Genomic DNA, 24,829 nt, shown 5'->3' on the forward strand with positions numbered 1-24,829 from the left:
TCACTTAAGTGAAGGCGGATATCAGCGAATGTCGCGCGAGCGGAGCGGTCGCGCTGAGGATGAGGACGCCGTCGGCACCGGGTCACCGCCGCCGCTGGCAGAACGGGCAGAAGTGGCTGCTCCGGTTGGCGAACGCCGCGCGCACGATCATCCGGCCGCACCGCGGGCACGACTGCCCGTGCCGCCCATACGCGTTCAGGCTGTGCGCGAAGTAGCCGGCCTCGCCGTTCACGTTGACGTACTGCGCGTCGAAGCTCGTGCCGCCCTCGGCCAGCGCCTTCGCGAGCACCGCGCGCACCTCGGCCAGGAGCCGGTTCGCCGTGCGCGTGGACAGCTCTCGCGCGAGCGTCTCGGGGTGGACCCGAGCGGCCCACAGCGCCTCGTCGGCGTAGATGTTGCCGATGCCGCTCACCACGGTCTGGTCCAGCAGCACCCGCTTGATCGCCGACGACTTGGCCGCGAGGCGCCGCCGGAACAGGGCGTCGTCGAACGCCGGATCCAGCGGATCCCGCGCGATGTGCGCCGCCTGCGCGGGGACGAACGGCGCGTCGTCGCCATACCCGCCCGCGTGGCCGTCCGGCGTGGGGACGAGCGGATCGATCGCGAGCGATCCGAACGTCCGCTGATCCGCGAACACCACCGCCAGCTCGCCGTGATCCGGATGCTCGATCGCCATCCGCACGCGCTCGTGGCGCTCGGCGGGCGCCCCGGGGGCGCGCAGCAGCATCTGCCCGCTCATCCCGAGGTGCACCATGACCGCCTCGGGGCCGATCGCCCCGGCGTCGTCGCTCAGCGGCAGCCACAGGAACTTCCCGCGGCGGGCCGTCCCGGTGATGGCGCGGCCGGTGAGCCGCGCCTCGAACTCGGACGCGGTGCCGGCGTGACGCGTCAGCGCCCGGGCGTCATGCGCCTCGACGCCGAGCACGCGCGCGCCGGTGACGGCGGGGGCGAGCCCCGCGCGCACCACCTCGACCTCGGGCAGCTCCGGCATCGGAGGCGCTCAGACCCGCGCGCGGTCGTTCAGGCGCCGCCACAGGTCGAGCGCCGCGGCCATCTCGGCCGTCTTCTTGCTGGTGCCCTCGCCGTCCGCGGAGAACTCCCCCACCGTCACGGTCGCGACGAAGCGCCGCTCGTGATCCGGTCCGCTGGCGGTGACCTCGTACACGGGCGGGGTGAAGCCCTGCCGCGCCGCGATCTCCTGCAGAGCGGTCTTCGGGTCCATCGCCGCGCCGTAGCGCTCGGGGTCCTCGAGCAACGGCTCGATGAGGCCCAGCACCATCGCGGTGGCGGTCTCGCTGCCGGCCGACAGGTACGTCGCGCCGATCACGGCCTCCATGGCATCGGCCAGGATCGAGTCCTTGTCGCGTCCGCCCGTGAGCTCCTCGCCGCGGCCGAGCAGGATATGCATGCCCAACCCGATCCCGCGCGCGATCTCGGCCAGCGCCACGGTCGACACCACGCTCGCGCGCCGCTTGGCGAGCGCGCCCTCCTCCAGCTCGGGGAAGCGCGTGTAGAGCATCGTCGTCACGGCCAGGCCCAGCACGGAGTCGCCGAGGAACTCGAGGCGCTCGTTGTGCGGGATCCCGCCGTTCTCATACGCGAAGGAGCGGTGCGTCAGCGCTAAGCCGAGAAGCTCGGCGTCGATCTCGACGCCGAGCTTCTCGGTGAGGTGCTGAGGTCCGCGACTGTCGTTCGTCACGGGTGCCGAATCAGACGTCGGCGACCTTGCGGCCCTTGTACTCCAGGAACAGCTCGGTGCCCTGCGAGTCGGTGACGACCTTGGCCTGGTGCGGACGGCTGTAGACGACCTTGCCGTTCTCGACCGTCTTGACGAGCGCGGGGGCCTCGGCCTTCCACTGCGCGCGGCGCGAACGGGTGTTGGAGCGGGAGACCTTCCGCTTCGGGGGGTTACCAGCCATGAGTTAGCTCTCTTCTGTGTCGCGGGCGGCGTCGTGCGCCGCTCCGTGGTCGGTGAGGTTCTGGAGCGCGGCCCATCGAGGATCGACGGGCGCCTGCTGGGCGCTTGCCGGCTCGGTCAGCCGCTCGCCCGTGACCGGATCAAGGCCGGGGCAATCCGGCTGACAGACCGGCTGAAACGGAAGCGCCAGAACGGTCGCATCTCTGACCAGAGTTTCAAGATCCACGTGGTCGTCTTGAACCTCGAAGTCAGATGTTTCCGATCCAGGATACTCGAAAAGCTCCTGGATCTCGACTTCGAGGGGCTCGGCGATGTCGCGCAGGCAGCGACCGCACTGGCCCTCGTACTCGGTGTCGAGGTTCCCCGACACCAGGATGCCCTCGTGCACGGATTCGAGGCGCACGTAGAGGTCGAGCTCCTGGCCCTGCGGGACGGACACGATGCCCTCGCCCCAGCGCTCCGGGGCGGGGATGGTCAGGGAGTGCTCGCGCATCTCCCCCGGCTTGCGCGCGATGTCGCGCACGGGCAGCACGAAGGGTCCGGAAAGTCGAGATCTCACGCTTCGATGCTACCCGCGCGCATCTCCACGCGGGCCGGGTGCACGCGGCCTCAGAAGTCGTTCGCGCCGGCCTTGGCGAGGAATCGCGAGACGGCGGGCGGGACGTACGGCGACACGTCGCCGCCGAGGCCCGCGACCTGACGCACCAGGGAGCTCGACACCAGCGCGTGCGACGGCTCGGGCAGCAGGAACACGGTCTCGATGTCGGCGAGGTGCCGATTCACGACCGCCATCGGCGTCTCGTACGCGACGTCGACCTGCGACCGGATGCCCTTGACCAGCACGCCGGCGCCGACCTCCTGCGCGTAGTCGACCAGCAGGCCGACGCTCCAGGCCCCGACGATCACATTGCCGTCCATCCCGTCCTCGGCGATCGACTGCTCGAGAAGCGACACGCGCTGGGCGGCGGGCAGCATGCCGGCCTTGTCGGGGTTGTGCACGACGACCACGTGCAGCTCGTCGTACAGACGCGCGGCACGACGGATCACGTCGAGATGACCGAGGGTCGGCGGGTCGAAGGATCCGGGGACGACGGCGATCCGGCTGCTCATTCGGCCAGCCTATCTTTCCGTCCTCCCTGGTCGCGGCCCGCTCCCCTCGGCATGCATCAGCCCAGTTCGTCGGGGTGGGTGAGCCGCCACCATTCGTCGGGTGGTGCGATCGCGCCCTCGATCACGATGTCTGCCGTCGCTGTGCTCGCGCCGGCCGTCCACGTGAGCGTTCCGACCACGTCGCCGTCGGTGTACGTCGCGGGGGTGGTGGTGTCCATCGCCACGCTGATCGGCGTATCCGACCACGTGAAGATCCGCGCGTCCCGAGCGACCACGGCTCGCGCCTCGGAGCCCCACGGCGTCGAGTAGGTGCCCACCTGCTGCCCCCGCGTCGCGACGGGCACGTTGTGGAAGCCGTCGCGGATGCTCTCGAGCAACCTGCCGACGCCTTCGTCGACGGCCGCGCGGCTCATGCCGCCGAGCATGATGCCCGTCACCGAGAGCGGTTCGTCCGCCCCCACGCTGAGCGAGGCGGTGTACAGCAGGCTGAAGGTGCCCGGGCCGAGGTTGCCGGTCTTCAGCCCCGTGACCCCGTGGGCGCCCAGCAGCGAGTTGGTGTTCACCATCGACCCGGGTCCCTCCAGCCAGAGACGGGGCGTGGCCGCGATCCGCGCGATGGTGGGGTCGGCCGCCGCCAGCGTGCCGAGCCTCAGCAGATCGCTCGGGGTGCTCGTGTTGCCGGGATCCAGCCCCGTGGGATCGACGATGTTCGTGCGGGTGAGACCGTGCGCGGCCAGCCAGACGCGGGCGGCGTCGAGGAACGCCGATCGCGAGCCGTACGCCCACGTCGACACGGCGTCGGCGTAGTTGCTCGCCGACGGGATGAGCATCGTCGCGAGGGCGTCGTGCAGCGACATCGAGCTTCCCGTGGGCATCGCGGCGACTGTGGCGCCACGCACGTAGTACTGGTCGTAGAGATCGTGGTCGGCCCTGCTGAAGGTGATGGTCGGGCCGGGATCGTCAGCGTCGGCGAGCGGGAACGCATCGAGCACCACCAGCGCCGTGACGAGCTTCGCGATGCTCGCGACCGACCGCTGCTCGTCCGTGCCGCTGTGCTCGGGGATGCCGCTCGCGCCGGCGTCGAGGTACGCGTCGCCGCCCGAGATGCTCAGGGCGGTGTCGCCCTCGGCGGGGAACACGATCTCCGCCGGCTCCACCACCGGGACCGAGGGGGCGACGTACTCCGCCTCCGGGGCGGCCAGTGGGGCGTTCAGCGCCCAGGCCGCATAGCCTGCGGGCGCGCCGACCACGAGCAGCGCCACGATGCCGACGACGAGCTGCACCCGCCGCGCGCGTCGGCGCCGCCCCTCGGGATCCGCGGGGGGCGCGTCGTCGCGGAAGTCCGGCTGGGTCCGCATCAGGTCGGCGAAATCGGAGAGCTCATCCCCCACCCGATCATCCGTCGTCATGCCGCCCCCAGGAGAGCTTCGGCGCCGCACGTCATGACACCGGATCATGTCAGGACCCACCGGCGCAGGTCGAGCGCGGCGCCCGACAAGCGAGAGGACGCGCGGCGGCACCTCAGCTCTTCGAGAGCGCCGCGCGCTCCTCCTGGGTGACGCGTCGGGCGAGCGCCTCGGCCAGGTCGGGATGGGCGTCGAGGGTCGGATCCTGCTCGAGGATCCGCTCGGCCTCGCCACGCGCGCGGGCGATGAGGTCGGCGTCCTTGACGACGCGCAGCAGCCGCAGCGACGAGCGCACGCCCGACTGCGCGTCGCCCAGCACGTCGCCCTCGCCGCGCAGCTCGAGGTCGACCTCGGCGAGCTCGAATCCGTCGAGCGTCGCGGCCACGGCCTCGACGCGGGCCCGCGCGATCGTGCCCTGCTCGGCCTCCGTGACCAGCAGGCACAGGCCGGGCACCCCGCCGCGGCCGACGCGCCCGCGCAGCTGGTGCAGCTGCGAGACGCCGAAGCGGTCGGCGTCGAGGATCACCATGGTCGAGGCGTTCGGCACGTCGACGCCGACCTCGATCACGGTGGTCGCGACGAGCACATCGATGTCGCCGCGCGCGAAGTCCTGCATGATGCGGTCCTTCTCGTCGGCGGGCAGCCTGCCGTGCAGGGTCGCGATGCGCAGCTCGCCCACGCGGGGGTGCCGCTGCAGCATCTCGGCGACCTGGATGACGCCCCAGTGCGGCCGCGCGGCCTCGCCCTCGACGGGCGGCGCGCCGCCGCCCGTGCCGTCGTCGCCCCCGGGGGTCGCCGAGCCCTTCTCGGCGTCGATCGCGGAGCAGACCACGAAGACCTGGTGCCCCTTCTCGACCTCCTCGGCCGCGCGATCCCACACCCGTCCGAACCAGCCGGGCTTCTCGGCGATGGGGGCGACGAAGCTCTGGATGCCGGCGCGACCGGCGGGCATCGTGCGGATCGTCGAGACGTCGAGATCGCCGAACACGGTCATGGCGACCGTGCGCGGGATCGGCGTCGCCGTGAGCACGAGCGCGTGCGGGCTCGACCCCTTCGCGCGCAGCATCTCGCGCTGCTCGACGCCGAAGCGGTGCTGCTCGTCGACCACGACGAGCCCGAGGTCGGCGAAGGTCGTGGCCTCGCTGAGCAGCGCGTGCGTGCCGATCACGATGAGCGCCTGCCCGGATGCCACGCGCAACGCGGCCTTGCGGCGCTCGGCGGCGGGCATCTGACCCGTCAGCAGGGTCGGCATCAGCTCGGGCGCGAGGCCGGGGCCGAGCATGCGGGCCATGGAGCGCAGGTGCTGCGCGGCGAGCACCTCGGTCGGGGCGATGAGGGCCGACTGCCCGCCGGACTCGGCCACCTGCAGCATGGCGCGCAGGGCGACGAGGGTCTTTCCCGAGCCGACCTCGCCCTGCACGAGGCGGTTCATGGGCCACTCCGCCGTCAGGTCCATCGCGATCGAGCGTCCCACCGTGACCTGATCCGGCGTGCGCTCGAACGGCAGCGCCGCGTCGAACCGGGCGAGGAGTCCCCCCTCGCCGGCCGGTCGCTTCGTCGCGGACATCATCCGGACGAACTGCCGCTGCTGCGCGAGCGCGGTCTGCAGCACGAGCGCCTCGTGCATACGGAGCGTGCCGCGCGCCGCGTCGATCTGCGGCCGCGTCTCGGGCCGGTGCACCCACTCGAGCGCCTCGCGCGCCGTCAGCAGCGCCTCGCGGAAGCGCAGCTCGTCGGGCACCGGATCGGGCACGTCGCCCAGCCGGTCGAGCACCTCCGCGACCCACTTCTGGATCGCCCACGTCGCCACCACCGCGGTCGCGGGGTAGATCGGGATGGGCGTGCGGATCATCTCGTCGGCCTCGGCGATGCCGGAGGCGCGCGCGTCGTCGAACAGCTGGTAGTCCGGGTGCGAGAACTGCAGCCTGTCGCGGTAGGCGCCCACCTTGCCCGAGAACACGCCGCGCCGGCCGCGCGTGAGCTCGCGCTCGCGCCAGGCCTGGCCGAAGAACGTCAGCGTCAGCTCGCCCTTGCCGTCGCCGATCACGACCTCGAGCATCCTGCCGCCGCGGTTGCGCATCGGCCGCGCGGACACGGACTTGACCTCGGCGATCACCGTCGCGAGCTCGCCGATCGGCAGGTCGTCGATGGGTGTGAGCTCGCCGCGCAGCGCGTACCGGCGCGGGTAGTGCGCCAGCAGGTCTCCCACCGTCGACATGCCGAACGCGCGCGACAGCGCCTTGGCGGCCTTGTCGCCGAGCGCCACGATCAGCGGCGTGTCGAGGGTGAACGACATGCCCCGAGTCTAGGTCGGGGCTCCGACACGGGACGGGCGGTGCACCCCGGATAGCCTCGACAGATGACCAGGATCATCTCGGGGGCCGCGGGCGGCGTGCGCCTCGACGTGCCCTCATCCGGCACCCGGCCCACGAGCGACCGCGTGCGCGAGTCGCTGTTCGGCGCGCTCGAGGCGAGCGACGCCATCCACGGCGCCCGCGTGGTCGACCTGTACGCGGGTTCCGGCGCCCTGGGCCTCGAGGCCGCGAGCCGCGGTGCCGCATCCGTCGACCTGGTGGAGCGCGCGAAGCCCGCCGCCGCGATCGCCCGCCGCAACGCGGACGGCGTGCGCCGCGCGATGGGCGCGGGCGCTCCCCCGGTCCGCGTGCATGCCGCGGCGGTCGGCACCTGGCTGCGCCGCGCATCCGGGCCCTTCGACCTCGTGCTCCTCGACCCGCCGTACGACCTCCCGGACGCCGAGCTCGCCGAGAACCTCGCGGCGCTCGCCCGCGTGCTGGCGCGCGGCGCCCTCGTGATCGTCGAGCGCGCGTCGCGGTCCGGCGCCCCCGACTGGGCCGCCGCGGGGCTCGAGCCGCTGCGCGACCGGGCCTACGGCGACACCGCGCTCTGGTGGGGTCAGCCCGCGACCGAGTCCCAGTCCCGATAGGGATCCCACCCGCCGGGGCCGCCGTACGCGCGGCCCGCGACGAGCACCGGCGCCTCGGCACGCACGAGGACCCGCCCGATGGGACGGAATCCGGGCGGCAGGACGTCGTCCGCGAACGTCGCGAGCAGCGCATGGTCCTCGCCGCCCTCGATCGCCGCGACCGGGTCGTCGCCGAGGGCGGCGGGATCCAGATCGATCGAGACGCCCGACGCGTCGGCCATGCGCCGGGCGTCGAGCCCGAGCCCGTCCGAGACGTCCATCAGGGCGTGCGCGCCGGCGACCGCCGCCATGGCGCCGAGGCCGATCGGCGGTGCAGGGCGCAGCTGGCCCGCGAGCGCCTCGCGCTCCCCCGCCGCGAGCCGCGCCGGGTCGACCGGCACGGGTGCGCCGGCGACGTCGCGGAACCGGTCGAACAGCACAGCGAGGCCGCGGGCCGCGATGCCGAGCTCCCCCGCCACAGCCACGACGTCGCCGGGACGGGCGCCCGAGCGCAGCACCGGCTCGCGCCCCTCGAGGTCGCCGAGCGCCGTGATCGCGAGCGTCAGCGTCGCCGACACCGTGAGGTCGCCGCCGACGACGGCGCAGCCGGGGGCGAGCGCGTCGCACGCCTCGCGCAGCCCGTCCGCCAGGGCCTCGACGAAGGAGATCCGGGTGTCGCTCGGCATCGCGAGCGCCACGAGCAGCGCCGTCGGACGCGCGCCCATCGCGGCGACGTCCGCGAGGTTCACGGCCGCGGCCTTCCACCCCAGGTCGTAGCCGCTCGACCACGCGAGCCGGAAGTCGGGCCCGTGCACGAGCGTGTCGGTCGTCGCGACGACGGATCCGCTGGGCGCGGCGACCACCGCGGCGTCGTCGCCCGGCCCCACGACCGCCGCGGCGGCGCGCCCCGTGCGGGCGACGATCCGGGCCAGGGTGTCCCCCTCGCTCAGCTCGCCGATCGTGGGGTCCGCGGGGGCCTGGTGCATCCCCTCAGCGTAGTCACGCCGGGTCGCCCCTCAGGCTCGGCGGCCTAGGCTGATGCGGTGATCCGTCGTATCGCCGCCGCGGCCGCGCTCGTCCTGTCCCTGGGCCTCGCCGGATGCGCCGCGACCGTGTCGCTTCCCGCCGCGGAGCACGCGAACGACCCGCTGTGCGCGGAGGTCACGGTGCACCTCCCCGACGCGATCGGGGACCTCGAGCGGCGCTGGACCGACGCCCAGGCCACCGGCGCGTGGGGCGACCCGACCGGGGTGCTCCTCAGCTGCGGCGTCGAGCCGCCCGGCCCGACGACCCTGCAGTGCGTGACCTTCGAGGGCGTCGACTGGGTCGTGGACACCTCCGAGCTGCCGATGCAGCGCATCACGACCTACGGGCGCACGCCCGCCACGCAGGTGTTCGTGGACACCGAGGTCATCAGTCCCTCCGACGTCCTGCCCGTGATCAGCCGGATCGTGAAGCCGTTCCCGACCGACGCGTCGTGCGTGGACGTGGAGGACGCGACGCCCGTCCCCGAGGACGGCTGAGCCGCCTCAGGCCGCGCGGGCCATCCCCAGCTCGAGGAGCTCGGTGATGAGCTCGGCGTACGTCATGCCCGACGCGATCCAGCACTTCGGGAACATCGAGATCGGCGTGAACCCCGGCATTGTGTTGAGCTCGTTGATGAGGATCTCGCCGTCGGCCGTGAGGAACACGTCCACGCGCGCGAGCCCGCGCCCGTCGACCGCCTCGAACGCTCGGCGGGCGACCTCCCGGACGCGCTCGGTCTCGTCCTCGGTGAGGGCCGCGGGGCACACGGTCTCGGCTCCGTCGCCGCCGAGGTACTTGCCGTCGAAGTCGTAGAACTCGCGCGTCGTCAGCACGATCTCGCCCGGCAGCGACGCACGGGGACGCCCGCCGTCGCGGCCCTCGAGGATCGCGACCTCGATCTCCCGGCCGACGATGCCCGCCTCGACGAGCACCTTGTCGTCCTCGGCCAGCGCGACGCGCATCGCCTCGTCGAGCTCGGACGCGTCATGCGCCTTCGAGACGCCGACGCTCGAGCCCGCACGCGCGGGCTTGACGAACACGGGGTATCCGAGCTGCGCGACCCCGGCGCGCACGCCGTCGGCATCCGCCGCCCAGCGCGAGGCGCGCACGGTCAGCCCCGGCGCGACCGGCAGGCCCTCGGCCTGCAGCGCGATCTTCGTGAAGTGCTTGTCCATGCAGACGGCCGAGTCGAGCACCCCGCCGCCGGCATACGGCAGCTCGAGGATGTCGAGGAAGCCCTGGATGGTGCCGTCCTCGCCGTGCAGACCGTGCAGGATCGGCAGCACGACGTCGACCTCGGCCAGCTCGTCCACGGCGCCGTCCGCGCGCGCGACGCGCAGCATCCGGTCCCCCACGGACGGCCACAGGATGCGCGTGCCGTTGTCGACGACCTCGGGCAGCTTCGCGGCGTCGAGCGCGAAACGCCCGGGATCGTCCTGCTCCAGCACGAAGGCGCCGTCGCGCGTGATGCCCACGGGGATCACGCGGAAGCGGTCACGGTCGATCGCTCCGAGGACTCCGCCCGCCGTCGCGGAGGAGATCGAGTGCTCGCTCGAGCGCCCTCCGAAGAGCACCGCCACGGTCGTTCTGGCCATTCTGCGTCCCTTCGCCCTGCGGCGTGTCGTCGTCTGTCGTGAGGTGGGGCGCGATCTCGCGCGGGTTCATCCGGCCGTCCAGCACCATCTTCACCTGCTGCACGATCGGCATCTCGACCCCCGCCTCCTTGGCGAGCTGCAGGATGGGACCGACGGACGAGAGCCCCTCGGCCGTCTGGTTCATCTGGGCGATGACCTCCTGGAACTTGTATCCCTGACCGAGCAGGCGGCCCGCCGTGTTGTTGCGGCTGAGCGGCGACTGGCACGTCGCGATCAGGTCGCCGAGGCCCGCAAGGCCCTGCAGCGTGCCCGGCTGGGCGCCGTAGGCCACCGCGAAGTCGGTCATCTCGACCAGGCCGCGCGTGATGATCGAGGCCTTGGTGTTCTCGCCGTAGCCGACGCCGTCCACGATGCCGATCGCGACCGCGATCAGGTTCTTCAGCACGCCGCCGAACTCCGTGCCCGTGACGTCGGTGTTCACGAAGCTGCGGAAGTACTCGTTGCGCGAGCGGCGCGCGACCGCGTCGGCCGTGTCCTGGCTCCCCGACGCGATGACCGCGGCGGTGGGGTTCTCCTTGGCGATCTCGAGCGCGAGGTTCGGCCCGCTCGCCACGGCGATCCGCGCCGGATCGCACTGCAGCTCCTGCTCGATCACCTGGCTCATGCGCAGATTCGTCTTCTTCTCCACGCCCTTCATCAGGCTCACGAGCGGCACGGCGTCGTCCGTGAGATACGGGCGCATGGCGCGCAGCGTCTCCCGCGCGGACTGGCTCGGCACCGAGACGTACACCTGCGTGGCTCCGTCGAGCGCCGCGCGCAGGTCATGGGTGGCGTGCATGGAGCGGGGCAGGTTGATGCCCGGCAGGTACTTCGAGTTGCGCTTGGCCTCGTCGATCTCGTGCGCCTGCTCGGGACGGCGCGCCCACATCGTGACCTGGGCGCCGCCGTCGGCGAGGATCTTGCCGAACGTGGTGCCCCAGCTGCCCGAGCCGACGACGACGACCTTCGGGCCGTCGGACCGGCGGCCCCCCGGCTGGCGGCTCACAGACGCCCCGTCTCTGCCTGTCCGTGCGACGACGGATCCCAGCGATCCGGCGGCGCCTGCTCGCCGCGGATCTCCTCGAGAAGCGCCGTGATCGCCGTCATCAGGCGGCGCGTGGCCTCGACGATCGCTGCCGGGTCCGTCGGGCGATCCTTCAGATCGGACAGGTCGACGGGATCGCCGATCGTCATGCGCACGAGCTTGCGCGGCGGCCACACGCTGATGCCGCGCGCGTAGCGGCCCATGATGTCCTGCACGCCCCACTGCGCCACCGGGATCAGCGGCATGTCGCCGGCCAGCGCGAGGCGGGCGGCACCCGACTTGCCGCGCATCGGCCACAGGTCGGGGTCGCGCGTGAGCGTGCCCTCGGGGTAGACGATCACGCCGCGGCCGTCCGCCACGAGCGCGGTGGCCTGCGACATCGTCTGGGCAGCGGAGTCGCGCGACGAGGTGCGGGACACGGGGACCATGCCGGTGGCGCGCAGCGCGGCGCCCAGCACCGGGATGCGGAACAGGCTGTCCTTCGCCATGAACCGCGGCGCGCGGCCGAGCCGCCAGATGCCGACCGCGACGATCACCGGATCCAGCTCGCTGACGTGGTTCGGCGACAGGATGTACGCGCCCTCGCGCGGCAGCTTCTCGGCGCCCGTGATGCGGATCCTCGCCAGCAGGCCGACGACCGGGACGATGAGGGCCGCGAGCGGCCAGAACCAGCTGGGCCGGCTCTTCTCGGGAGAGCTCACTTCGCCTCGCTCAGCCGACGACGTCGAAGTCGGCGCCGAGGGCCGTCAGCTTCTCGAAGAACTTCTCGTAGCCGCGGCGGATGACGCCCACACCCGAGACACGCGAGGTGCCCTCGGCGGCGAGGGCGGCCACCACGTAGCTGAAGCCGCCGCGCAGGTCGGGCACGACGATGTCGGCGCCGTGCAGCGGGGTCGGGCCGTTGATGACGGCGGCCTGCTCGAGCGCCCGACGCGGCACGCGGCGGTGCTCGCCCTCCAGGCCCCGCTCGTGCACGACGATGTCGGCGCCCATCTGCACGAGGGCGCGCGTGAAGCCGAGGCGGTTCTCGTACACGGTCTCGTGGACGACGGACTCGCCGTTGGCCTGGGTCAGCGCCACGATCAGCGGCTGCTGCCAGTCCGTCATGAAGCCGGGGTGCACGTCCGTCTCGACCGTGATGGCCTTGAGCGGCGCCTTGCCGCGGCGGAAGCGGATGCCCTCGTCGGTGATGTCGAAGTCGCCGCCGACCTTCCGGTACACGTTCAGGAACGTCAGCATCTCGTACTGGCGGGCGCCCTTGACGAAGATGTCGCCGTCCGTGGCGAGGGCGGCGCACGCCCACGACGCGGCCTCGTTGCGGTCGAACAGCGAGCGGTGGTCGTAGCCGCGCAGCTCGTCCACGCCCTCGATGAAGATCACGCGGTTGGGCTCGTACGAGATGATCGCGCCCATCTTCTGCAGCACGCCGATGAGATCCATGATCTCGGGCTCGATCGCCGCGTTGCGCAGCTCGGTGACGCCCTTCGCGCGCACGGCCGTGAGCAGCACCTGCTCGGTGGCGCCGACGGACGGGTAGGGCAGCTCGATGTGCGCGCCGTGCAGTCCCTCGGGCGCCGACAGGCGGATGCCGCTGGGCTGCTTGTCGACGATCGCGCCGAACTTGCGGAGGGCGTCGAGGTGGAAGTCGATCGGGCGGTCGCCGATGCGGCAGCCGCCGAGGTCCGGGATGAACGCCTGGCCCAGCAGGTGCAGGAGCGGTCCGCAGAACAGGATCGGGATGCGCGACGAGCCCGCGTGCGCGTCGATCTCCTCGAAGTTCGCCGACTTCGCGTCCGCCGGGTCGAGCACGAGCGAGCCCGCCTCGTCGCCCTCGGTCACGTGCACTCCGTGCACCTCGAGCAGCGAGCGCACCACCTCGACGTCGCGGATGTCCGGGACGTCGCGCAGGATGCTCGGCGTCTCGCCCAGCAGGGACGCCACCATGGCCTTGGTCGCGAGGTTCTTCGCCCCGCGCACGTCGACCTGACCCTGGAGCGAGCGCCCCCCGCGGATCTCGAGGACCTCACCCGACGCGTAGGCCGGGGTGCCGGGGGTCTTGGCGTCGCCGATCAGAGTCATGTGGTGGTGCCTCACTAGGGATCTCGCGGCGGTCGGCCGCTCGGTGTGACGAGGCGATCCCGGATCCCGGAAGGGACCCGGCCGGGCTCACGAGACGGGTGTCGTCCGCGGCCGCCACGCCTCGCGGCGGGCCTCGAACTGCGCGATCTTGTCTTCGCTGCGCAGCGTGAGCCCGATGTCGTCGAGCCCTTCGAGGAGCCGCCACCTAGTGTAATCGTCGATGTCGAACGCGGCCGTGAAGTCGCCAAGAGTGGCGGTTCGCGCCATCAGGTCGACCGTCATCTCCGCGCCCGGCTGCGCGTCGATCGCCGTCCAGAACCGCTCGGCGTCGTCTTCCGAGATCACGCCCGTGACCAGGCCCTGCTTGCCCGAGTTGCCGCGGAAGATGTCGCCGAAGCGGGGGCTCAGCACCACCTTGAAGCCGTAGTCGCGCAGCGCCCACACGGCGTGTTCGCGACTGGATCCGGTGCCGAAGTCGGAGCCCGCGATCAGGATCGACGCCGCGCGGAAGGGCTCCCGGTTCAGCACGAACTCCGGGTCCTGGCGCCACCCGTGGAACAGCGCGTCGTCGAAGCCGGTCTTGGTGACGCGCTTCAGGAACACGGCCGGGATGATCTGGTCGGTGTCGACGTTCGAGCGCTTCAGGGGCGCGGCGACACCGGTGTGCGTCGTGAACTTGTCCATGTCAGGCCTCCATGGCGTGCTCGTTGGAGCCGGTCGTCGCGAACTGCGCATCGGCATCCAGATCCGACGGGCTCGAGAGCGTGCCCCGGATCGCCGTGGCCGCCGCGACCAGCGGCGACACGAGGTGCGTGCGGCCGCCCTTGCCCTGCCGGCCCTCGAAGTTGCGGTTGCTCGTCGAGGCGCAGCGCTCCCCCGGCGCCAGCTGGTCGGGGTTCATGCCCAGGCACATCGAGCAGCCCGCGAAGCGCCACTCGGCGCCGAAGTCCTTCACGATCCGGTCGATGCCCTCGGCCTCGGCCTCCAGGCGCACGCGGGCCGAGCCGGGGACGACCATGACGCGCACGCCGTCGGCCTTCTTCCGGCCCCGGATGATCGACGCGAACGCGCGGAGGTCCTCGATCCGGCTGTTCGTGCACGAGCCCATGAAGACCGCGTCGACCGGGATCTCCTTCATCGGGGTGCCGGCCGTCAGGTCCATGTACTGCAGCGCCCGCTCGGCGGCGGCGCGCTCGTTGGGGTCGGCGATGTCGGCCGGGGTCGGCACGACGTCGCTCAGCGACACGCCCTGGCCCGGGTTGGTGCCCCACGTCACGAACGGCTCGAGCTCGTTCGCGTCGATGTAGACCTCGGCGTCGAACACCGCGCCCTCGTCCGTGGGGAGCGTGCGCCAGTAGGCGAGGGCGTCGTCCCAGTCCTGGCCCTTGGGCGCGTGATCGCGGCCCTCCAGGTAGGCGAACGTCGTCTCGTCGGGCGCGACCATGCCGGCCCGCGCACCCGCCTCGATCGACATGTTGCAGATCGTCATCCGGCCGTCCATGGACAGCGACCGGATGGCGCTGCCGCGGTACTCCAGGACGTAGCCCTGACCGCCGCCCGTGCCGATCCTCGCGATCACCGCGAGGATGATGTCCTTCGCCGTCACGCCCGGCTTCAGCTCGCCCTCGACGGTGATCGCCATGGTCTTGAACGGCTTCAGCGGCAGCGTCTGCGTGGCCATGACGTGCTCGACCTCGCTCGTGCCGATGCCGAACGCCATGGCGCCGAATGCGCCGTGCGTGGATGTGTGGCTGTCGCCGCACACGACCGTGATGCCCGGCATCGTCAGGCCCAGCTGCGGGCCGACGACGTGGACGATGCCCTGCTCCTTGTCGCCCAGCGAATGCAGGCGCACCCCGAAGTCGGCGGCGTTGCGGCGCAGCGTCTCGATCTGCGTGCGGCTCGTGAGGTCGGCGATCGGCTTGTCGATGTCGAGCGTGGGGGTGTTGTGGTCCTCGGTCGCGATCGTCAGGTCGACGCGGCGCAGCGGACGTCCCTCCGCGCGCAGGCCGTCGAACGCCTGCGGGCTCGTGACCTCGTGCACCAGGTGCAGATCGATGTAGATCAGGTCGGGCTGCCCGTCCTCGCCCTTCACGACGAGGTGGTCGTCCCAGACCTTCTCGGCCAGGGTGCGGGGACGTTCGGGGATCGTGTTCTCGCTCATTGCTCTTCTCCAGGGTTCGCGTTGTCGGCCTGCGCGACGGACTCCGCGACGGGGAGAGGCCTAGAGGGGGATCCCGTCGCGGCGCAGAAGGAGAAGGACTCCGGCGAACCGCATGGGGCGAGCATAGCATCCTGCACGGGATGGGTCGGTTCCCGGCACAGAGTGCACAGACGAAGGCGGCGCGGAGATCCTGCTCCTCAGCAGAATCTCCGCGCCGCCCGTCACAGTGCGCGGTAGGGGTGTCAGCCCTCGACCGACTCGCGGCGCTTCTCGCGGGACGAGGAGATCAGGCTGGCGATCGTCGCGACGGTCATCGACACGACGATCACGGCGAGGGAGACCCAGTTGTTGATCTCCGGCGCCCACTCGACGTGGTGGCCGCCGTTGATGAAGGGCAGCTCGTTCTCGTGCAGCGCGTGGAAGAACAGCTTGACGCCGATGAACGCCAGGATGAACGCGATGCCGTAGTGCAGGTACCTCAGCTTCGTCAGCAGGTCGCCCAGCAGGAAGTACAGCTGACGCAGGCCCATCAGGGCGAAGATGTTCGCCGTGAACACGATGAACGGGCTGCGCGTCAGACCGTAGATCGCGGGGATCGAGTCGACGGCGAAGATGAGGTCGGTCACGCCGATCGCGACGAACACCAGCAGCAGCGGCGTGAAGAAGCGCTTGCCGTCGATCGTCGTGCGGACCTTGTTGCCGTCGTACGAGTCGCTGATGTCGATGAAGCGGCGCAGGAACCGCACGATCGCGGTCTCCTCCTTCTCATCCTCGTCGTGCTTCTCGGGCAGAGCCTGGCGGATCGCGGTGTAGATCAGCCAAGCGCCGAAGATGTAGAAGATCCAGGACAGGTTCTCGATCAGGGCCGCGCCGAGCATGATGAACGCGCCGCGCAGCACGAGCGCGATGATGATGCCCACCATCAGCACCTCCTGCTGCAGCTTCCGAGGCACGGAGAACTGCGTCATGATCAGGACGAACACGAACAGGTTGTCGATCGAGAGGCTGTATTCGGTCAGCCATCCGAGCAGGAATTCCTGCGCGGGCTGCTCGCCCGCGAAGATCCACATCAGCACCGCGAAGATCAGCGCCAGCACGACATAGAAGACGACCCAGAGGGTCGACTCCCTGGTGGACGGGATGTGCGGACGCTTCAGGATCAGCAGCAGGTCCGCGACCAGGATCAGCGTCAGCACGACGAGCGATCCGACTTCGAACCATACGGGGAGAGCGAGGTCCATTCAGGGCCTTTCGGTACGACCTCTTCGGAGGTGCGGCGATTCGACGAGAGTCTCTCCCCCGCCGTCGAAGGCGGTGCGGCCCGGGATCCCACCGTCGAGATCCGTGATGACGAGCGCGCGCTGACGGGATACTCCCTCTCGCTCGACCAGGATAACGGGCGCGGCGACGGATCCCGTCCCGCTGTGCACAGCGGGCGTGCCGGATCCGATGCGGAATCGAGACGATCCGGCGCGCGCCGACACTGACAGGGTGAGAGACACGAGGCCCGGAGGATCGGACGGCGATGGACAGCACCGGCGAGAGCGACGCCGCGCTCGTCGCGCGCGCCGCCGACGGGAGCGAGAGCGCGTTCCGGCAGCTGTATCGCCGGCACGCGCGGCCCGTGTACTGGATCGCGCACGGGCTGCTGCGCTCCGCGGCGGATGCCGAGGACGTCACGCAGGAGACGTTCGTGGCCGCGTGGCGGAAGCTGTCGGGGTTCGAACTGGCCGGCGAGTCGCTGCTGCCGTGGCTGGCCACGATCTGTCGGTTCCAGGCGGCCAACCGCCTGCGGGCGCTGCGGCGGGCGGAGGCGGATCGGCTGGACGAGCGCTCCGCCGACACGGTGGACGTCGAGCAGCAGGTGATCGACGCCGACCTGGCCGACCGGATCCTCCGCGCCGTCGACGGGCTGAGCCCGCTCGATCAGCGGATCTTCCGGCTGTGCGTCGGCGACGGATACGCCTACCAGGCCGCCGCGGACGAGCTCGGCGTCGCGCACGGCGTCGTCCGCAACCGTCTCTCCCGCATCCGCACGAGACTGCGGACCGCCGTGAAGGAGGAGGCGTCATGAGCGCGGAGAAGAGCAGGGACCGGGGCGCGCTGCCCGAGGTGTCGGACGAGACGCTCGCCGGCATCGAGGACCGCGTGTTCCGGATCATCGCGGACGAGCGCGCATCCCGCTCGACCGGGGCGCGCCGCCGGCGCCGGCTCTGGTCGGGCCTGGGCATCGCGGCCGCGATCGTCGTCGTGGGCGCCGTGGTCTCCCCCGCCGTGCTGCAGGGCATCGGCGGAGTCACGTCGGCCGGCGGGAGCGCGGCGGAATCCGCGCCGATGCCGCCCGGGCGCGGCGACACGGCGCAGGACGCCGACGGCGGCGGTGCCGTCGAGGCGCCCGCCGCGGAGGACGCGGACGGGGACGTGGACCTGTTTCGCAGCGGGCAGGAGCTGTCGGCTGACCGGGATCGCGAGATCGTCCGCACCGGATCCGCCAGCGTCGTCGTCGACGACGCCGCGGCGGCCGCGGAGGAGATCACGCAGCTCGCCGCCGCGCACGACGGATGGGTCGAGCAGCTCTCGATCGGCGCCGACCAGTCGTTCGATCCGGCGAAGGAGACCGTCGACACCGTCTGGGTGCCGGACGACGGCGGCTTCGTCTCGATCCGCGTGCCGTCCGCCGAGCTGGATCCGTTCATGGACGCGCTGGACGACGTCGGCGAGGTGGCGAGCAGCCGGGTGGGCACGCAGGATGTGACGTCGCAGGCCGTGGACCTGCGGGCGCGCATCGACGCCGCCCGGGCGTCGGTCGACCGTCTCACCGAGCTGCTCGAGGAGTCGGGGAGCGTCGGCGACCTGGTGCAGGTCGAGTCCACGCTGTCGCAGCGTCAGTCGGAGCTCGAGTCGCTGGAGCGCCAGCTCGAGTCGCTCGAGGGCCAGGTCGCGATGTCGACGCTGTCGGTGTCGCTGCTCCGGGAGCCCCCGCCCGTCGAGCCCGACCCCGCCGGCTTCGGGGACGGTCTCGAGACCGGCTGGAACGGCCTGCTCGCGGTGCTCAACGGCCTCGTCATCGCCCTCGGCTTCGTCCTCCCCTGGGCCGCCGTGCTCGCGGTGGCGTGGCTCGTCGTGTGGGGCGTGCTGCGCTTCCTCCACCGCCGCGACGCCGAGCACCGCGTGGAGTGACGCGCCCCCGAGGTCCGGCCGACCTCCGGCGTCCGCGGCGACGCCGCCGCGTACCATGGTCCGGTCGCCGAAACGAGGAGGAAGATGACTTCGTCCCACCCGTACGCATCGAAGCCGTGGCTGACGGCGTATCCGCCCGATGTCCCCGCCGAGATCGGCGAGGTGACGCAGACCCTGCCGCAGATGCTGGCCGAGAGCGTCCGGCGGCACGGCCGGAAGACGGCGCTCGAGTTCTTCGGCGCGACGACCACGTATCGCCGGCTCGGGCGCGACATCGAGCTCGCCGCGGAGGGATTGCGCCGGAGAGGCGTCGGCAAGGGCGATCGCGTCGCCATCGTGCTGCCCAACTGTCCGCAGCACGTCGTCGCGTTCTATGCGGTCCTGCGACTCGGGGCGATCGTCGTCGAGCACAACCCGCTGTACACGGCGCGCGAGCTGCGGCATCAGTTCGAGGATCACGGCGCACGGCACGCCATCGTGTGGGACAAGGTGCACGACACCGTGGCGGACTTTCCGCCGGATGTGCGGCCCGACGTGATCGTGAGCGTCGACATCACCGCGGCGCTGCCCCTCGGCAAGCGGCTCGCCCTGAGACTGCCGCTCGCGAAGGCTCGGGAGGCGCGAGCGAAGCTCACCGCGCGGCCCACCGCTCGCCGCGTGCTCGGGTGGGAGACCCTCATCGGCGGACGGGGCCTGCGACGCCGCGTCCCCGGTCCGGGCCTGGACGACATCGCCCTGCTCCAGTACACGAGCGGCACGACCGGCGCACCGAAGGGGGCGATGCTCACTCACCGGAACCTGCGCGCCAACGCGATGCAGGGCGAGGCCTGGGTGCCCGGCCTGCGCACCGGCGCGGAGACGTTCTACGCGGTCCTCCCGCTGTTCCACGCGTACGGCATGACGCTGTGCCTGACATTCGCCATGAGCATCGGCGCGAGGCTCGTGCTGTTCCCCGCGTTCGACGTCGGCCTCGTCGCGGAGGCGGCTCGGAAGAGCCCGCCCACGTTCCTGCCCGCCGTGCCGCCGATCTACGACCAGCTCTCGCGCGCATCGGCACACGGTCGCCTCGATCTGCGCAGCGTGCGGTTCGCCATCTCGGGGGCGATGAGCCTGCCCGTGGCGACCGTCGACCGCTGGGAGGACGCGTCCGGGGGACTCCTCGTCGAGGGATACGGGATGACCGAGACCTCTCCCGTCGCCCTCGGCAATCCGATGGGACCCACGCGCCGTCCCGGCACGGTCGGCGTGCCGTTCCCGAGCACCGAGATCCGCATCGTGGATCCCGACGACGCCATGAAGGACCTGCCGTCCGGCGCGGCCGGCGAGCTGCTGGTGCGCGGGCCTCAGGTGTTCAGCGGGTACTGGCGGCGCGCCGACGAGACGGCCGCCGTGCTCCTCGCCGACGGGTGGCTGCGCACCGGCGACATCGCGACGGTGTCGCCGGACGGCTTCGTCACGATCGTCGACCGGCTCAAGGAGCTGATCATCACGGGGGGCTTCAACGTCTCGCCCACGGAGGTCGAGCAGACGCTCGGATCCCATCCCGATGTGACCGCCGCGGCCGTCGTGGCCGTGCCGCGCGGGGACGGCGGGGAAGCCGTCGCGGCCGCAGTGGTGCTGCGCGAAGGGGCGGACGTCGACCTCGACGGACTGCGGGACTTCTGCCGCGTGCATCTGGCGGCCTACAAGGTGCCTCGACGCATCGTCGTGATGGACGACCTGCCGCGCTCGCTCATCGGCAAGGTGCTCCGGCGCGAGGTCCGTCAGCGCATCATCGGCGGCTGACGGGCGGGCTGCATCGGCCTCCCCGGCGGCCGGGCGCGCGGATACGACGAAGCGCCCGTCCGAGTGGACGGGCGCTTCGCTGTCTGTGTGACCCCAGCGGGATTCGAACCCGCGTTACCGGCGTGAGAGGCCAGCGTACTAGGCCGCTATACGATGGGGCCGTGCGTCGGGATCCTTCCGGACCCCCGTTCCCGTTTCCGGCAACTAGAAGAGTATGGCATGAGGTCCGGGCGGTGAACAAATCGGGGCGCGCGAACAGCACATCCCGCGCGTGTCGCACGCTGTCAGGGGCGCGGACGCGCCCTCCTGCGCGCCGCGGGTGATTGACTCGGACCATGCGCATCACGAAGCACGAGCACGCGGCGCTCCGCGTCGAGGCCCACGGTTCCACGCTGGTCATCGATCCGGGCAGCTTCCTCACGGGCATGGCGGATCTGCACGCGCTCGAGGCGGTCGTGATCACGCACGAGCACGCCGACCACTGGACGCCCGAGCAGCTGGAGCGGATCTTCGACTCCGCCCCGGATGCGCCCATCTTCACGACCGCGGCCGTCGCCGCCGCCATCCCGGACCGGGACGTGACCGTGGTCTCCCCCGGCGACGAGCTCACGGCAGGGCCGTTCTCGCTGCGCTTCTTCGGCGGCAGGCACGAGGAGATCCACTCGAGCATCCCGCTCGTCGACAACGTGGGCGTGCTCGTGGACGACCTCCTGTACTACCCCGGCGACTCGTACGCCGTGCCGGAGGGCGTGCTGGTCGACACCCTCGCGATCCCGACCGGGGCGCCGTGGCTGCGGCTCGGCGACGCCATGGACTTCACCCTCGCGGTGCAGCCGCGCCGCGCCTTCGGCACGCACGACATGACGCTGTCGGTCGCGGGCCGCGCCATGCACTTCAGCCGCCTGCAGTGGGCTGTCGAGCAGAACGGCGGCGAATTCCACGTGCTCGAGCCGGGCGACAGCCTCGACATCTGAGCCGCGGTCAGGCGCCCGACGAGCCTGAGGGCTCGGGCAGCCGCGTCGTCCAGACCTCGACGTCGTCGCCGCGCAGCTCGAAGCGCACGTAGGTGCGCGGCGCGATGCCGTCCACCTGCCGGTTGATCACGCGCCACGAATCGATCGACGTGCTGCCGACCCACACGCTGATGCGCGCGATGTCCGCCGCGGGCGCGCAGTCCATGTCGCCGAACCACGACTCGTCCGACTCGTCCAGGAAGGCCACGTAGAGACAGGCCACCCCGTGCTCGTGCTTGGAGCGCACGTCGAAGCCGTGGAACATCTCGTGCGGCTGCAGATCGCGCACGCCGAAGTACCTGTCGTCGCGCTGGTCGTCGGTCATCCGGAGCGTCGCGACCGGGCTCTGCGCGTTCGCCGCGGCGACGATCGCGCTCCCGCCCACGACCACCGCGGCTCCGCCCAGGACGCCGGCCGCGGCGACCTGCCAGACCGACCGCCGGCGCAGCCACGCCGCGACGGACGACGAGCGCGGCGTCGACGCATCCTGCTCCGGCGCGTCCGCCTCCGGCTCCTGCCCCGGCGCGGTCATGGGCGCGATCGGCGGCTCGACCGGCGCGGGCTCCGGCTCGACCACCGGGGCGGGCCGGGCGCGCTCGTGGGCCCGTTCCTCCAGTTCGCGCAGACGCGCCAGGCCCACGGCATCGATGCCGCCTTCCGGACCGTACGCGCGGCGCCTCAGCTCCGCGAGCTCGACCGCTTCGTCCACGCGCTCATTCAAGCACTCGGGCAGCCGCGCCGGTCCGGCGTGCGGTCGCGGCGTCGCTAGGATCGCGACATGACGGTGAGCGGCACACGGGCGCGGATGGACCGTTCGCCCGACGCCCGGACCCGCTCCATCTGGCTCACCCAGCTCGCCCTGGCTGTCACCGTCGTGGTGATCTCGCTCGTCGTGCAGGCCCTGACGCCGGGCCGGATCACGAGCTGGACGTTCGCGACGGGAGTCGTGCTGATCCTGGCGGTCACGATGGCCGCACTGGCGGCGCCCTGGTCGCGGCTCCCCCGGAGCATCGTGGGGGTGCTCCCCTTCCTGGACATCCTGGGCATCGGGCTCATGTCGGCGGGCGGCGAGCTCCGGCTCGGGTTTCTGTGGGTGTTCCCGGTCATCTGGCTCGCGACCCACTTCCCGCTCGCCGCGCTGATCTCGGCGCTCGCGCTGGTGGTGGGGATCATGCTCGCCGACGCGACCCTCGGCGTGGGCGGTGACACCGTGGCGCTGCGCATCGTCGTGATCACGCTGTGCCTCACGTTCATCGGCGTCACCGGACACGCCACCTCGGGGCAGACGCGCGCCTTCAAGCGCCTGCTGCGCGCGCAGACGAGCCGGATTCAGGCCACCCTCGAGCGGGTCAGCGAGCAGGAGCGCAACGTATCGCTCATGATCAACGCGATCGACGTCGGCATCGTGCGGCTCTCGGCGGACGGCGAGCTGATCGCCATGAACGACACGTACGCGCGCATGCACGGCATCGACCGGCGGAACCCGTGGCATCCGGCGCGCGCCGTGGAGTACGGCGAACGCGGCGGCGCGCCGCTGCCCGAGCAGGAGCGGCCGCTGCTGCGCGCCGCGCGCGGCGAGACATTCGACGACGAGCGCGTCTGGCTGTTCGACGCGCGAGGCGAGTGGCGCGCGCTGTCGGTCTCGGCACGGGTGCTGGACGGCGGCGAGGCGGAGCCGCCGTCGGTCCTGCTCGTCGTGCACGATGTGACCGCGCTCATCGAGTCGGAGCACGCGCGCCAGCGGATCGCATCCGTGGTCTCGCACGAGCTGCGCAACCCGCTCACGGCGGTGATCGGCCACGCCGACCTCGGCCTGGACGACATGGACCTGCCGGGCTCGGCCCGACGCAAGTTCGAGACGATCCGCCGCGCGGGTGAGCGCATGGAGCGCCTCCTGAGCGAGGTGCTGCAGCCTCCCGCCCAGCCCGCCATCGAGCCCGAGATCGGATCCGTGGAGCTGCGCTCCATCGTGGAGGGCTCGCTCGAATCGTTCCAGCCGGCCGCCGCGGCCCGCGGACTGCGGCTGGAGCTCGACGGCGACGAGCGGGTGCATGTGGTCGGCGACGGCTTCCGCCTGCGGCAGGTGATCGACAACCTGATCAGCAACGCGATCAAGTACACGCCGCGGGACGGCACGGTGCGGATCTCGTGCCGTCGGCGAGACGAGGAGACGATCGTGGCCGTGCACGACACCGGCATCGGCATCGGCGCGGACGACCTGGGGCGCGTGTTCGAGCCGTATTTCCGCGCCGAGACGGCACGCGAGCACGCGGTGCCCGGCACGGGGCTCGGCATGGGCATCGCGCGCGCCATCGTGACCGCGCACGCCGGAGCGCTCGAGGTCGAGAGCGAGCCGGGCCTCGGCACCACCGTGACCGTGCGCCTCCCCACCGCACCGGCCGAGGCCGTCCGATGAGCGCCGCGGTCGACTTCGGACTGCCCCAGATCGCGGTCTGCACCCTCGCCGCGGTCATGATGATCGGCCTCGGCTTCCTGCCGCGCCCGAGCTCGGCAACCCTGCTGTGGTCCGTCACGTTCTTCCTCGCGCTGATCTTCTCGTCGCTCACCACGGCGGCCGCTCAGCTCGACGCGGAGGCGCTGCGCCGCGCCACGCTCGGCGCGCTGCTCGCCCCGCAGGTGCTCATCTGGGCCGGCCTGCGCGCCTGGCGCGGCGCGCCGCCGCGCGCCTGGCTGGTGCTGCCGGTCGGCGGGCTCTCCGCCGCCGTGCTGGCCCTGGCCGACGACGGCACGCCCTTCAGCCTCGCGTTCCGCGCCGTGTATCTCGTCAACGCGGTGTTCCCCGCGCTCACGCTCCTCGAGCTGCGCCGCATCCCCGAGCGCCGCCACCGGATGCTGCTGCCGCTGGCGGTCGTATCGGGCGCCTTCGTGCTCATCGCGGTGGCGAACGCGCTGGTGGTGCTCGTCGTGCCGCTGTCCGGGCCCGCCGACCTGACCCTGACGCGCAACGTGAACACGGTCGGGATGCTCGTCAACATCGTGTGCGCGCTCGTCACCCTGCTCTGGCTCGCGCAGCGATCCGTCCCCCAGGAGCGCCACGACCCCGCGCACTGGCTGCACTTCTCCACGGTCGCGGGCGAGCGGCTGCGGCGGGCCCGGGAGCGCGGCGAGCGGTCCTGGTCGGTGCTCAGCGTGCGCCTCGACGACGCGGACGACCTGCGCCTCGCGTGGGGCGAGACCGCGTTCGGCGAGCTCGCGGACGCGTTCGAGCGACGCGTGGGGCGCGGCTTCCCGGCGGAGGCGGACATCGGCCACCGCGCGCCAGGCTGGTTCGTCGTGCTGGTGCCGCGGGCCACGGAGGTGCTGCGCGAGCAGGTGCGCGCGCTGCTGCACGACGTCGTGTCGATGGACGGCGAGGTCGGCGCCACCGTGCGTCTGTCGGCGAGCGTCGGATGGGCGTCCGTGCGGGATTCGGGCTATGAGCTCGAGCACCTCGTGCGCGCGGCGGACGAGGCCCTCGAGGCGGCCGCCGCCGAGGGCGGAGACCGCTGGCGGCGCGTGTCGGCCTGAGCAGACGACCGCGCCCCG

Annotated in this window: 24 protein-coding genes and 1 tRNA gene; 8 read left to right on the forward strand and 17 right to left on the reverse strand. The window is 71.9% G+C overall.

The features are described from left to right. Nucleotides 1-82: 82 nt before the first annotated feature. The 7 genes from mutM to AAD528_RS02895 all read right to left on the reverse strand — a co-directional run bounded on the left by mutM (nucleotide 83) and on the right by AAD528_RS02895 (nucleotide 6,730). Nucleotides 83-991 carry a bifunctional DNA-formamidopyrimidine glycosylase/DNA-(apurinic or apyrimidinic site) lyase gene (gene mutM, locus AAD528_RS02865; protein ID WP_345750516.1) on the reverse strand — a complete coding sequence of 303 codons (909 nt, stop codon included), beginning with the start codon at nucleotides 989-991 and terminating at the stop codon, nucleotides 83-85. A 9-nt stretch (nucleotides 992-1,000) separates the two neighbouring features. Then, nucleotides 1,001-1,699, reverse strand: coding sequence for a ribonuclease III (gene rnc, locus AAD528_RS02870; protein WP_345750517.1), 699 nt, complete (start codon nucleotides 1,697-1,699; stop codon nucleotides 1,001-1,003). Nucleotides 1,700-1,709: 10 nt separating this feature from the next. Beyond that, a complete protein-coding gene (gene rpmF / locus AAD528_RS02875; protein ID WP_050721097.1) occupies nucleotides 1,710-1,919 on the reverse strand; it encodes a 50S ribosomal protein L32 in 210 nt (69 codons plus the stop codon). Nucleotides 1,920-1,922: 3 nt separating this feature from the next. Beyond that, nucleotides 1,923-2,411 (reverse strand): YceD family protein, encoded by a 489-nt coding sequence (locus AAD528_RS02880; RefSeq protein WP_345750750.1) that lies wholly within the window; start codon nucleotides 2,409-2,411, stop codon nucleotides 1,923-1,925. A 116-nt stretch (nucleotides 2,412-2,527) separates the two neighbouring features. Next, nucleotides 2,528-3,028, reverse strand: coding sequence for a pantetheine-phosphate adenylyltransferase (gene coaD / locus AAD528_RS02885; RefSeq protein WP_345750518.1), 501 nt, complete (start codon nucleotides 3,026-3,028; stop codon nucleotides 2,528-2,530). A gap of 56 nt (nucleotides 3,029-3,084) precedes the next feature. After that, a complete protein-coding gene (locus AAD528_RS02890; RefSeq protein ID WP_345750519.1) occupies nucleotides 3,085-4,437 on the reverse strand; it encodes a D-alanyl-D-alanine carboxypeptidase family protein in 1,353 nt (450 codons plus the stop codon). Nucleotides 4,438-4,549: 112 nt separating this feature from the next. Then, nucleotides 4,550-6,730 (reverse strand): ATP-dependent DNA helicase RecG, encoded by a 2,181-nt coding sequence (locus AAD528_RS02895; RefSeq protein ID WP_345750520.1) that lies wholly within the window; start codon nucleotides 6,728-6,730, stop codon nucleotides 4,550-4,552. 63 nt (nucleotides 6,731-6,793) lie between these two features. On the opposite strand from AAD528_RS02895, the gene AAD528_RS02900 reads away from it, so the two are divergent. Further along, nucleotides 6,794-7,378, forward strand: a complete 585-nt coding sequence (locus AAD528_RS02900; protein ID WP_345750521.1) for an RsmD family RNA methyltransferase — start codon at nucleotides 6,794-6,796, stop codon at nucleotides 7,376-7,378. Here AAD528_RS02900 and thiL read toward each other — a convergent pair. After that, entirely contained in the window at nucleotides 7,348-8,343 is a 996-nt protein-coding gene (gene thiL, locus AAD528_RS02905) for a thiamine-phosphate kinase (protein WP_345750522.1), read from the reverse strand. The genes AAD528_RS02900 and thiL overlap by 31 nt on opposite strands. 57 nt (nucleotides 8,344-8,400) lie before the next feature. Between thiL and AAD528_RS02910 the strand changes: the two genes are divergently transcribed. Further along, nucleotides 8,401-8,880, forward strand: coding sequence for a DUF3515 family protein (locus tag AAD528_RS02910; RefSeq protein WP_345750523.1), 480 nt, complete (start codon nucleotides 8,401-8,403; stop codon nucleotides 8,878-8,880). 6 nt (nucleotides 8,881-8,886) lie between these two features. Here AAD528_RS02910 and AAD528_RS02915 read toward each other — a convergent pair whose 3' ends face one another. The 7 genes from AAD528_RS02915 to AAD528_RS02945 all read right to left on the reverse strand — a co-directional run bounded on the left by AAD528_RS02915 (nucleotide 8,887) and on the right by AAD528_RS02945 (nucleotide 16,546). Beyond that, nucleotides 8,887-9,978: a D-alanine--D-alanine ligase family protein gene (locus tag AAD528_RS02915; RefSeq protein ID WP_345750524.1), complete on the reverse strand. Its 1,092-nt coding sequence runs from the start codon at nucleotides 9,976-9,978 to the stop codon at nucleotides 8,887-8,889. Then, entirely contained in the window at nucleotides 9,878-11,023 is a 1,146-nt protein-coding gene (locus AAD528_RS02920; protein ID WP_345750525.1) for an NAD(P)H-dependent glycerol-3-phosphate dehydrogenase, read from the reverse strand. The genes AAD528_RS02915 and AAD528_RS02920 overlap by 101 nt, the downstream gene beginning before the upstream one ends. Then, nucleotides 11,020-11,763, reverse strand: coding sequence for a lysophospholipid acyltransferase family protein (locus AAD528_RS02925; protein ID WP_345750526.1), 744 nt, complete (start codon nucleotides 11,761-11,763; stop codon nucleotides 11,020-11,022). Before AAD528_RS02925 ends, AAD528_RS02920 begins: the two co-directional genes overlap by 4 nt. A gap of 10 nt (nucleotides 11,764-11,773) precedes the next feature. Then, a complete protein-coding gene (gene murA, locus AAD528_RS02930) occupies nucleotides 11,774-13,141 on the reverse strand; it encodes a UDP-N-acetylglucosamine 1-carboxyvinyltransferase (protein ID WP_345750527.1) in 1,368 nt (455 codons plus the stop codon). Between the two features lie 87 nt (nucleotides 13,142-13,228). Next, entirely contained in the window at nucleotides 13,229-13,825 is a 597-nt protein-coding gene (gene leuD / locus AAD528_RS02935; protein ID WP_345750528.1) for a 3-isopropylmalate dehydratase small subunit, read from the reverse strand. Nucleotide 13,826: 1 nt separating this feature from the next. Next, nucleotides 13,827-15,305, reverse strand: coding sequence for a 3-isopropylmalate dehydratase large subunit (gene leuC, locus AAD528_RS02940; RefSeq protein WP_345750529.1), 1,479 nt, complete (start codon nucleotides 15,303-15,305; stop codon nucleotides 13,827-13,829). A gap of 242 nt (nucleotides 15,306-15,547) precedes the next feature. Continuing rightward, on the reverse strand, nucleotides 15,548-16,546 hold the full coding sequence (locus tag AAD528_RS02945; RefSeq protein ID WP_345750530.1) for a TerC family protein: 999 nt from the start codon (nucleotides 16,544-16,546) through the stop codon (nucleotides 15,548-15,550). 284 nt (nucleotides 16,547-16,830) lie between these two features. Between AAD528_RS02945 and AAD528_RS02950 the strand changes: the two genes are divergently transcribed. From AAD528_RS02950 to AAD528_RS02960, 3 genes are all read left to right on the forward strand, one after another. After that, nucleotides 16,831-17,379 carry an RNA polymerase sigma factor gene (locus AAD528_RS02950; protein ID WP_345750531.1) on the forward strand — a complete coding sequence of 183 codons (549 nt, stop codon included), beginning with the start codon at nucleotides 16,831-16,833 and terminating at the stop codon, nucleotides 17,377-17,379. Further along, entirely contained in the window at nucleotides 17,376-18,485 is a 1,110-nt protein-coding gene (locus tag AAD528_RS02955) for a DUF4349 domain-containing protein (protein WP_345750532.1), read from the forward strand. The genes AAD528_RS02950 and AAD528_RS02955 overlap by 4 nt, the downstream gene beginning before the upstream one ends. Before the next feature lie 84 nt (nucleotides 18,486-18,569). Beyond that, nucleotides 18,570-20,270 (forward strand): long-chain-fatty-acid--CoA ligase, encoded by a 1,701-nt coding sequence (locus AAD528_RS02960; protein WP_345750533.1) that lies wholly within the window; start codon nucleotides 18,570-18,572, stop codon nucleotides 20,268-20,270. An 88-nt stretch (nucleotides 20,271-20,358) separates the two neighbouring features. Here the strand turns inward: AAD528_RS02960 and AAD528_RS02965 are convergent. Then, nucleotides 20,359-20,431: transfer RNA gene (locus AAD528_RS02965), tRNA-Glu, on the reverse strand. A 174-nt stretch (nucleotides 20,432-20,605) separates the two neighbouring features. Between AAD528_RS02965 and AAD528_RS02970 the strand changes: the two genes are divergently transcribed. Continuing rightward, entirely contained in the window at nucleotides 20,606-21,244 is a 639-nt protein-coding gene (locus AAD528_RS02970) for an MBL fold metallo-hydrolase (protein ID WP_345750534.1), read from the forward strand. Nucleotides 21,245-21,251: 7 nt separating this feature from the next. On the opposite strand, the gene AAD528_RS02975 is transcribed toward AAD528_RS02970, so the two are convergent. Then, complete coding sequence (locus AAD528_RS02975; protein ID WP_345750535.1) at nucleotides 21,252-21,992, reverse strand: hypothetical protein; 741 nt, start codon at nucleotides 21,990-21,992, stop codon at nucleotides 21,252-21,254. A 69-nt stretch (nucleotides 21,993-22,061) separates the two neighbouring features. Between AAD528_RS02975 and AAD528_RS02980 the strand changes: the two genes are divergently transcribed. Beyond that, a complete protein-coding gene (locus AAD528_RS02980; RefSeq protein WP_345750536.1) occupies nucleotides 22,062-23,699 on the forward strand; it encodes a sensor histidine kinase in 1,638 nt (545 codons plus the stop codon). Continuing rightward, nucleotides 23,696-24,811 (forward strand): hypothetical protein, encoded by a 1,116-nt coding sequence (locus AAD528_RS02985; RefSeq protein WP_345750537.1) that lies wholly within the window; start codon nucleotides 23,696-23,698, stop codon nucleotides 24,809-24,811. The genes AAD528_RS02980 and AAD528_RS02985 overlap by 4 nt, the downstream gene beginning before the upstream one ends. Nucleotides 24,812-24,829 lie beyond the last annotated feature (18 nt).

The organism is Microbacterium rhizophilum (assembly GCF_039605615.1).
GTDB lineage: Bacteria > Actinomycetota > Actinomycetes > Actinomycetales > Microbacteriaceae > Microbacterium > Microbacterium rhizophilus.

Coding starts and splice junctions, on each gene's coding strand:
- mutM (WP_345750516.1), bottom strand. CDS start 991: ATGCCGGAGCTGCCCGAGGTCGAGGTGGTGCGCGCGGGGCTCGCCCCC.
- rpmF (WP_050721097.1), bottom strand. CDS start 1,919: ATGGCTGGTAACCCCCCGAAGCGGAAGGTCTCCCGCTCCAACACCCGT.
- AAD528_RS02880 (WP_345750750.1), bottom strand. CDS start 2,411: ATGCGCGAGCACTCCCTGACCATCCCCGCCCCGGAGCGCTGGGGCGAG.
- coaD (WP_345750518.1), bottom strand. CDS start 3,028: ATGAGCAGCCGGATCGCCGTCGTCCCCGGATCCTTCGACCCGCCGACC.
- AAD528_RS02890 (WP_345750519.1), bottom strand. CDS start 4,437: ATGACGACGGATGATCGGGTGGGGGATGAGCTCTCCGATTTCGCCGAC.
- AAD528_RS02895 (WP_345750520.1), bottom strand. CDS start 6,730: ATGTCGTTCACCCTCGACACGCCGCTGATCGTGGCGCTCGGCGACAAG.
- AAD528_RS02900 (WP_345750521.1), top strand. CDS start 6,794: ATGACCAGGATCATCTCGGGGGCCGCGGGCGGCGTGCGCCTCGACGTG.
- thiL (WP_345750522.1), bottom strand. CDS start 8,343: ATGCACCAGGCCCCCGCGGACCCCACGATCGGCGAGCTGAGCGAGGGG.
- AAD528_RS02915 (WP_345750524.1), bottom strand. CDS start 9,978: ATGGCCAGAACGACCGTGGCGGTGCTCTTCGGAGGGCGCTCGAGCGAG.
- murA (WP_345750527.1), bottom strand. CDS start 13,141: ATGACTCTGATCGGCGACGCCAAGACCCCCGGCACCCCGGCCTACGCG.
- leuD (WP_345750528.1), bottom strand. CDS start 13,825: ATGGACAAGTTCACGACGCACACCGGTGTCGCCGCGCCCCTGAAGCGC.
- leuC (WP_345750529.1), bottom strand. CDS start 15,305: ATGAGCGAGAACACGATCCCCGAACGTCCCCGCACCCTGGCCGAGAAG.
- AAD528_RS02945 (WP_345750530.1), bottom strand. CDS start 16,546: ATGGACCTCGCTCTCCCCGTATGGTTCGAAGTCGGATCGCTCGTCGTG.
- AAD528_RS02950 (WP_345750531.1), top strand. CDS start 16,831: ATGGACAGCACCGGCGAGAGCGACGCCGCGCTCGTCGCGCGCGCCGCC.
- AAD528_RS02955 (WP_345750532.1), top strand. CDS start 17,376: ATGAGCGCGGAGAAGAGCAGGGACCGGGGCGCGCTGCCCGAGGTGTCG.
- AAD528_RS02960 (WP_345750533.1), top strand. CDS start 18,570: ATGACTTCGTCCCACCCGTACGCATCGAAGCCGTGGCTGACGGCGTAT.
- AAD528_RS02970 (WP_345750534.1), top strand. CDS start 20,606: ATGCGCATCACGAAGCACGAGCACGCGGCGCTCCGCGTCGAGGCCCAC.
- AAD528_RS02980 (WP_345750536.1), top strand. CDS start 22,062: ATGACGGTGAGCGGCACACGGGCGCGGATGGACCGTTCGCCCGACGCC.
- AAD528_RS02985 (WP_345750537.1), top strand. CDS start 23,696: ATGAGCGCCGCGGTCGACTTCGGACTGCCCCAGATCGCGGTCTGCACC.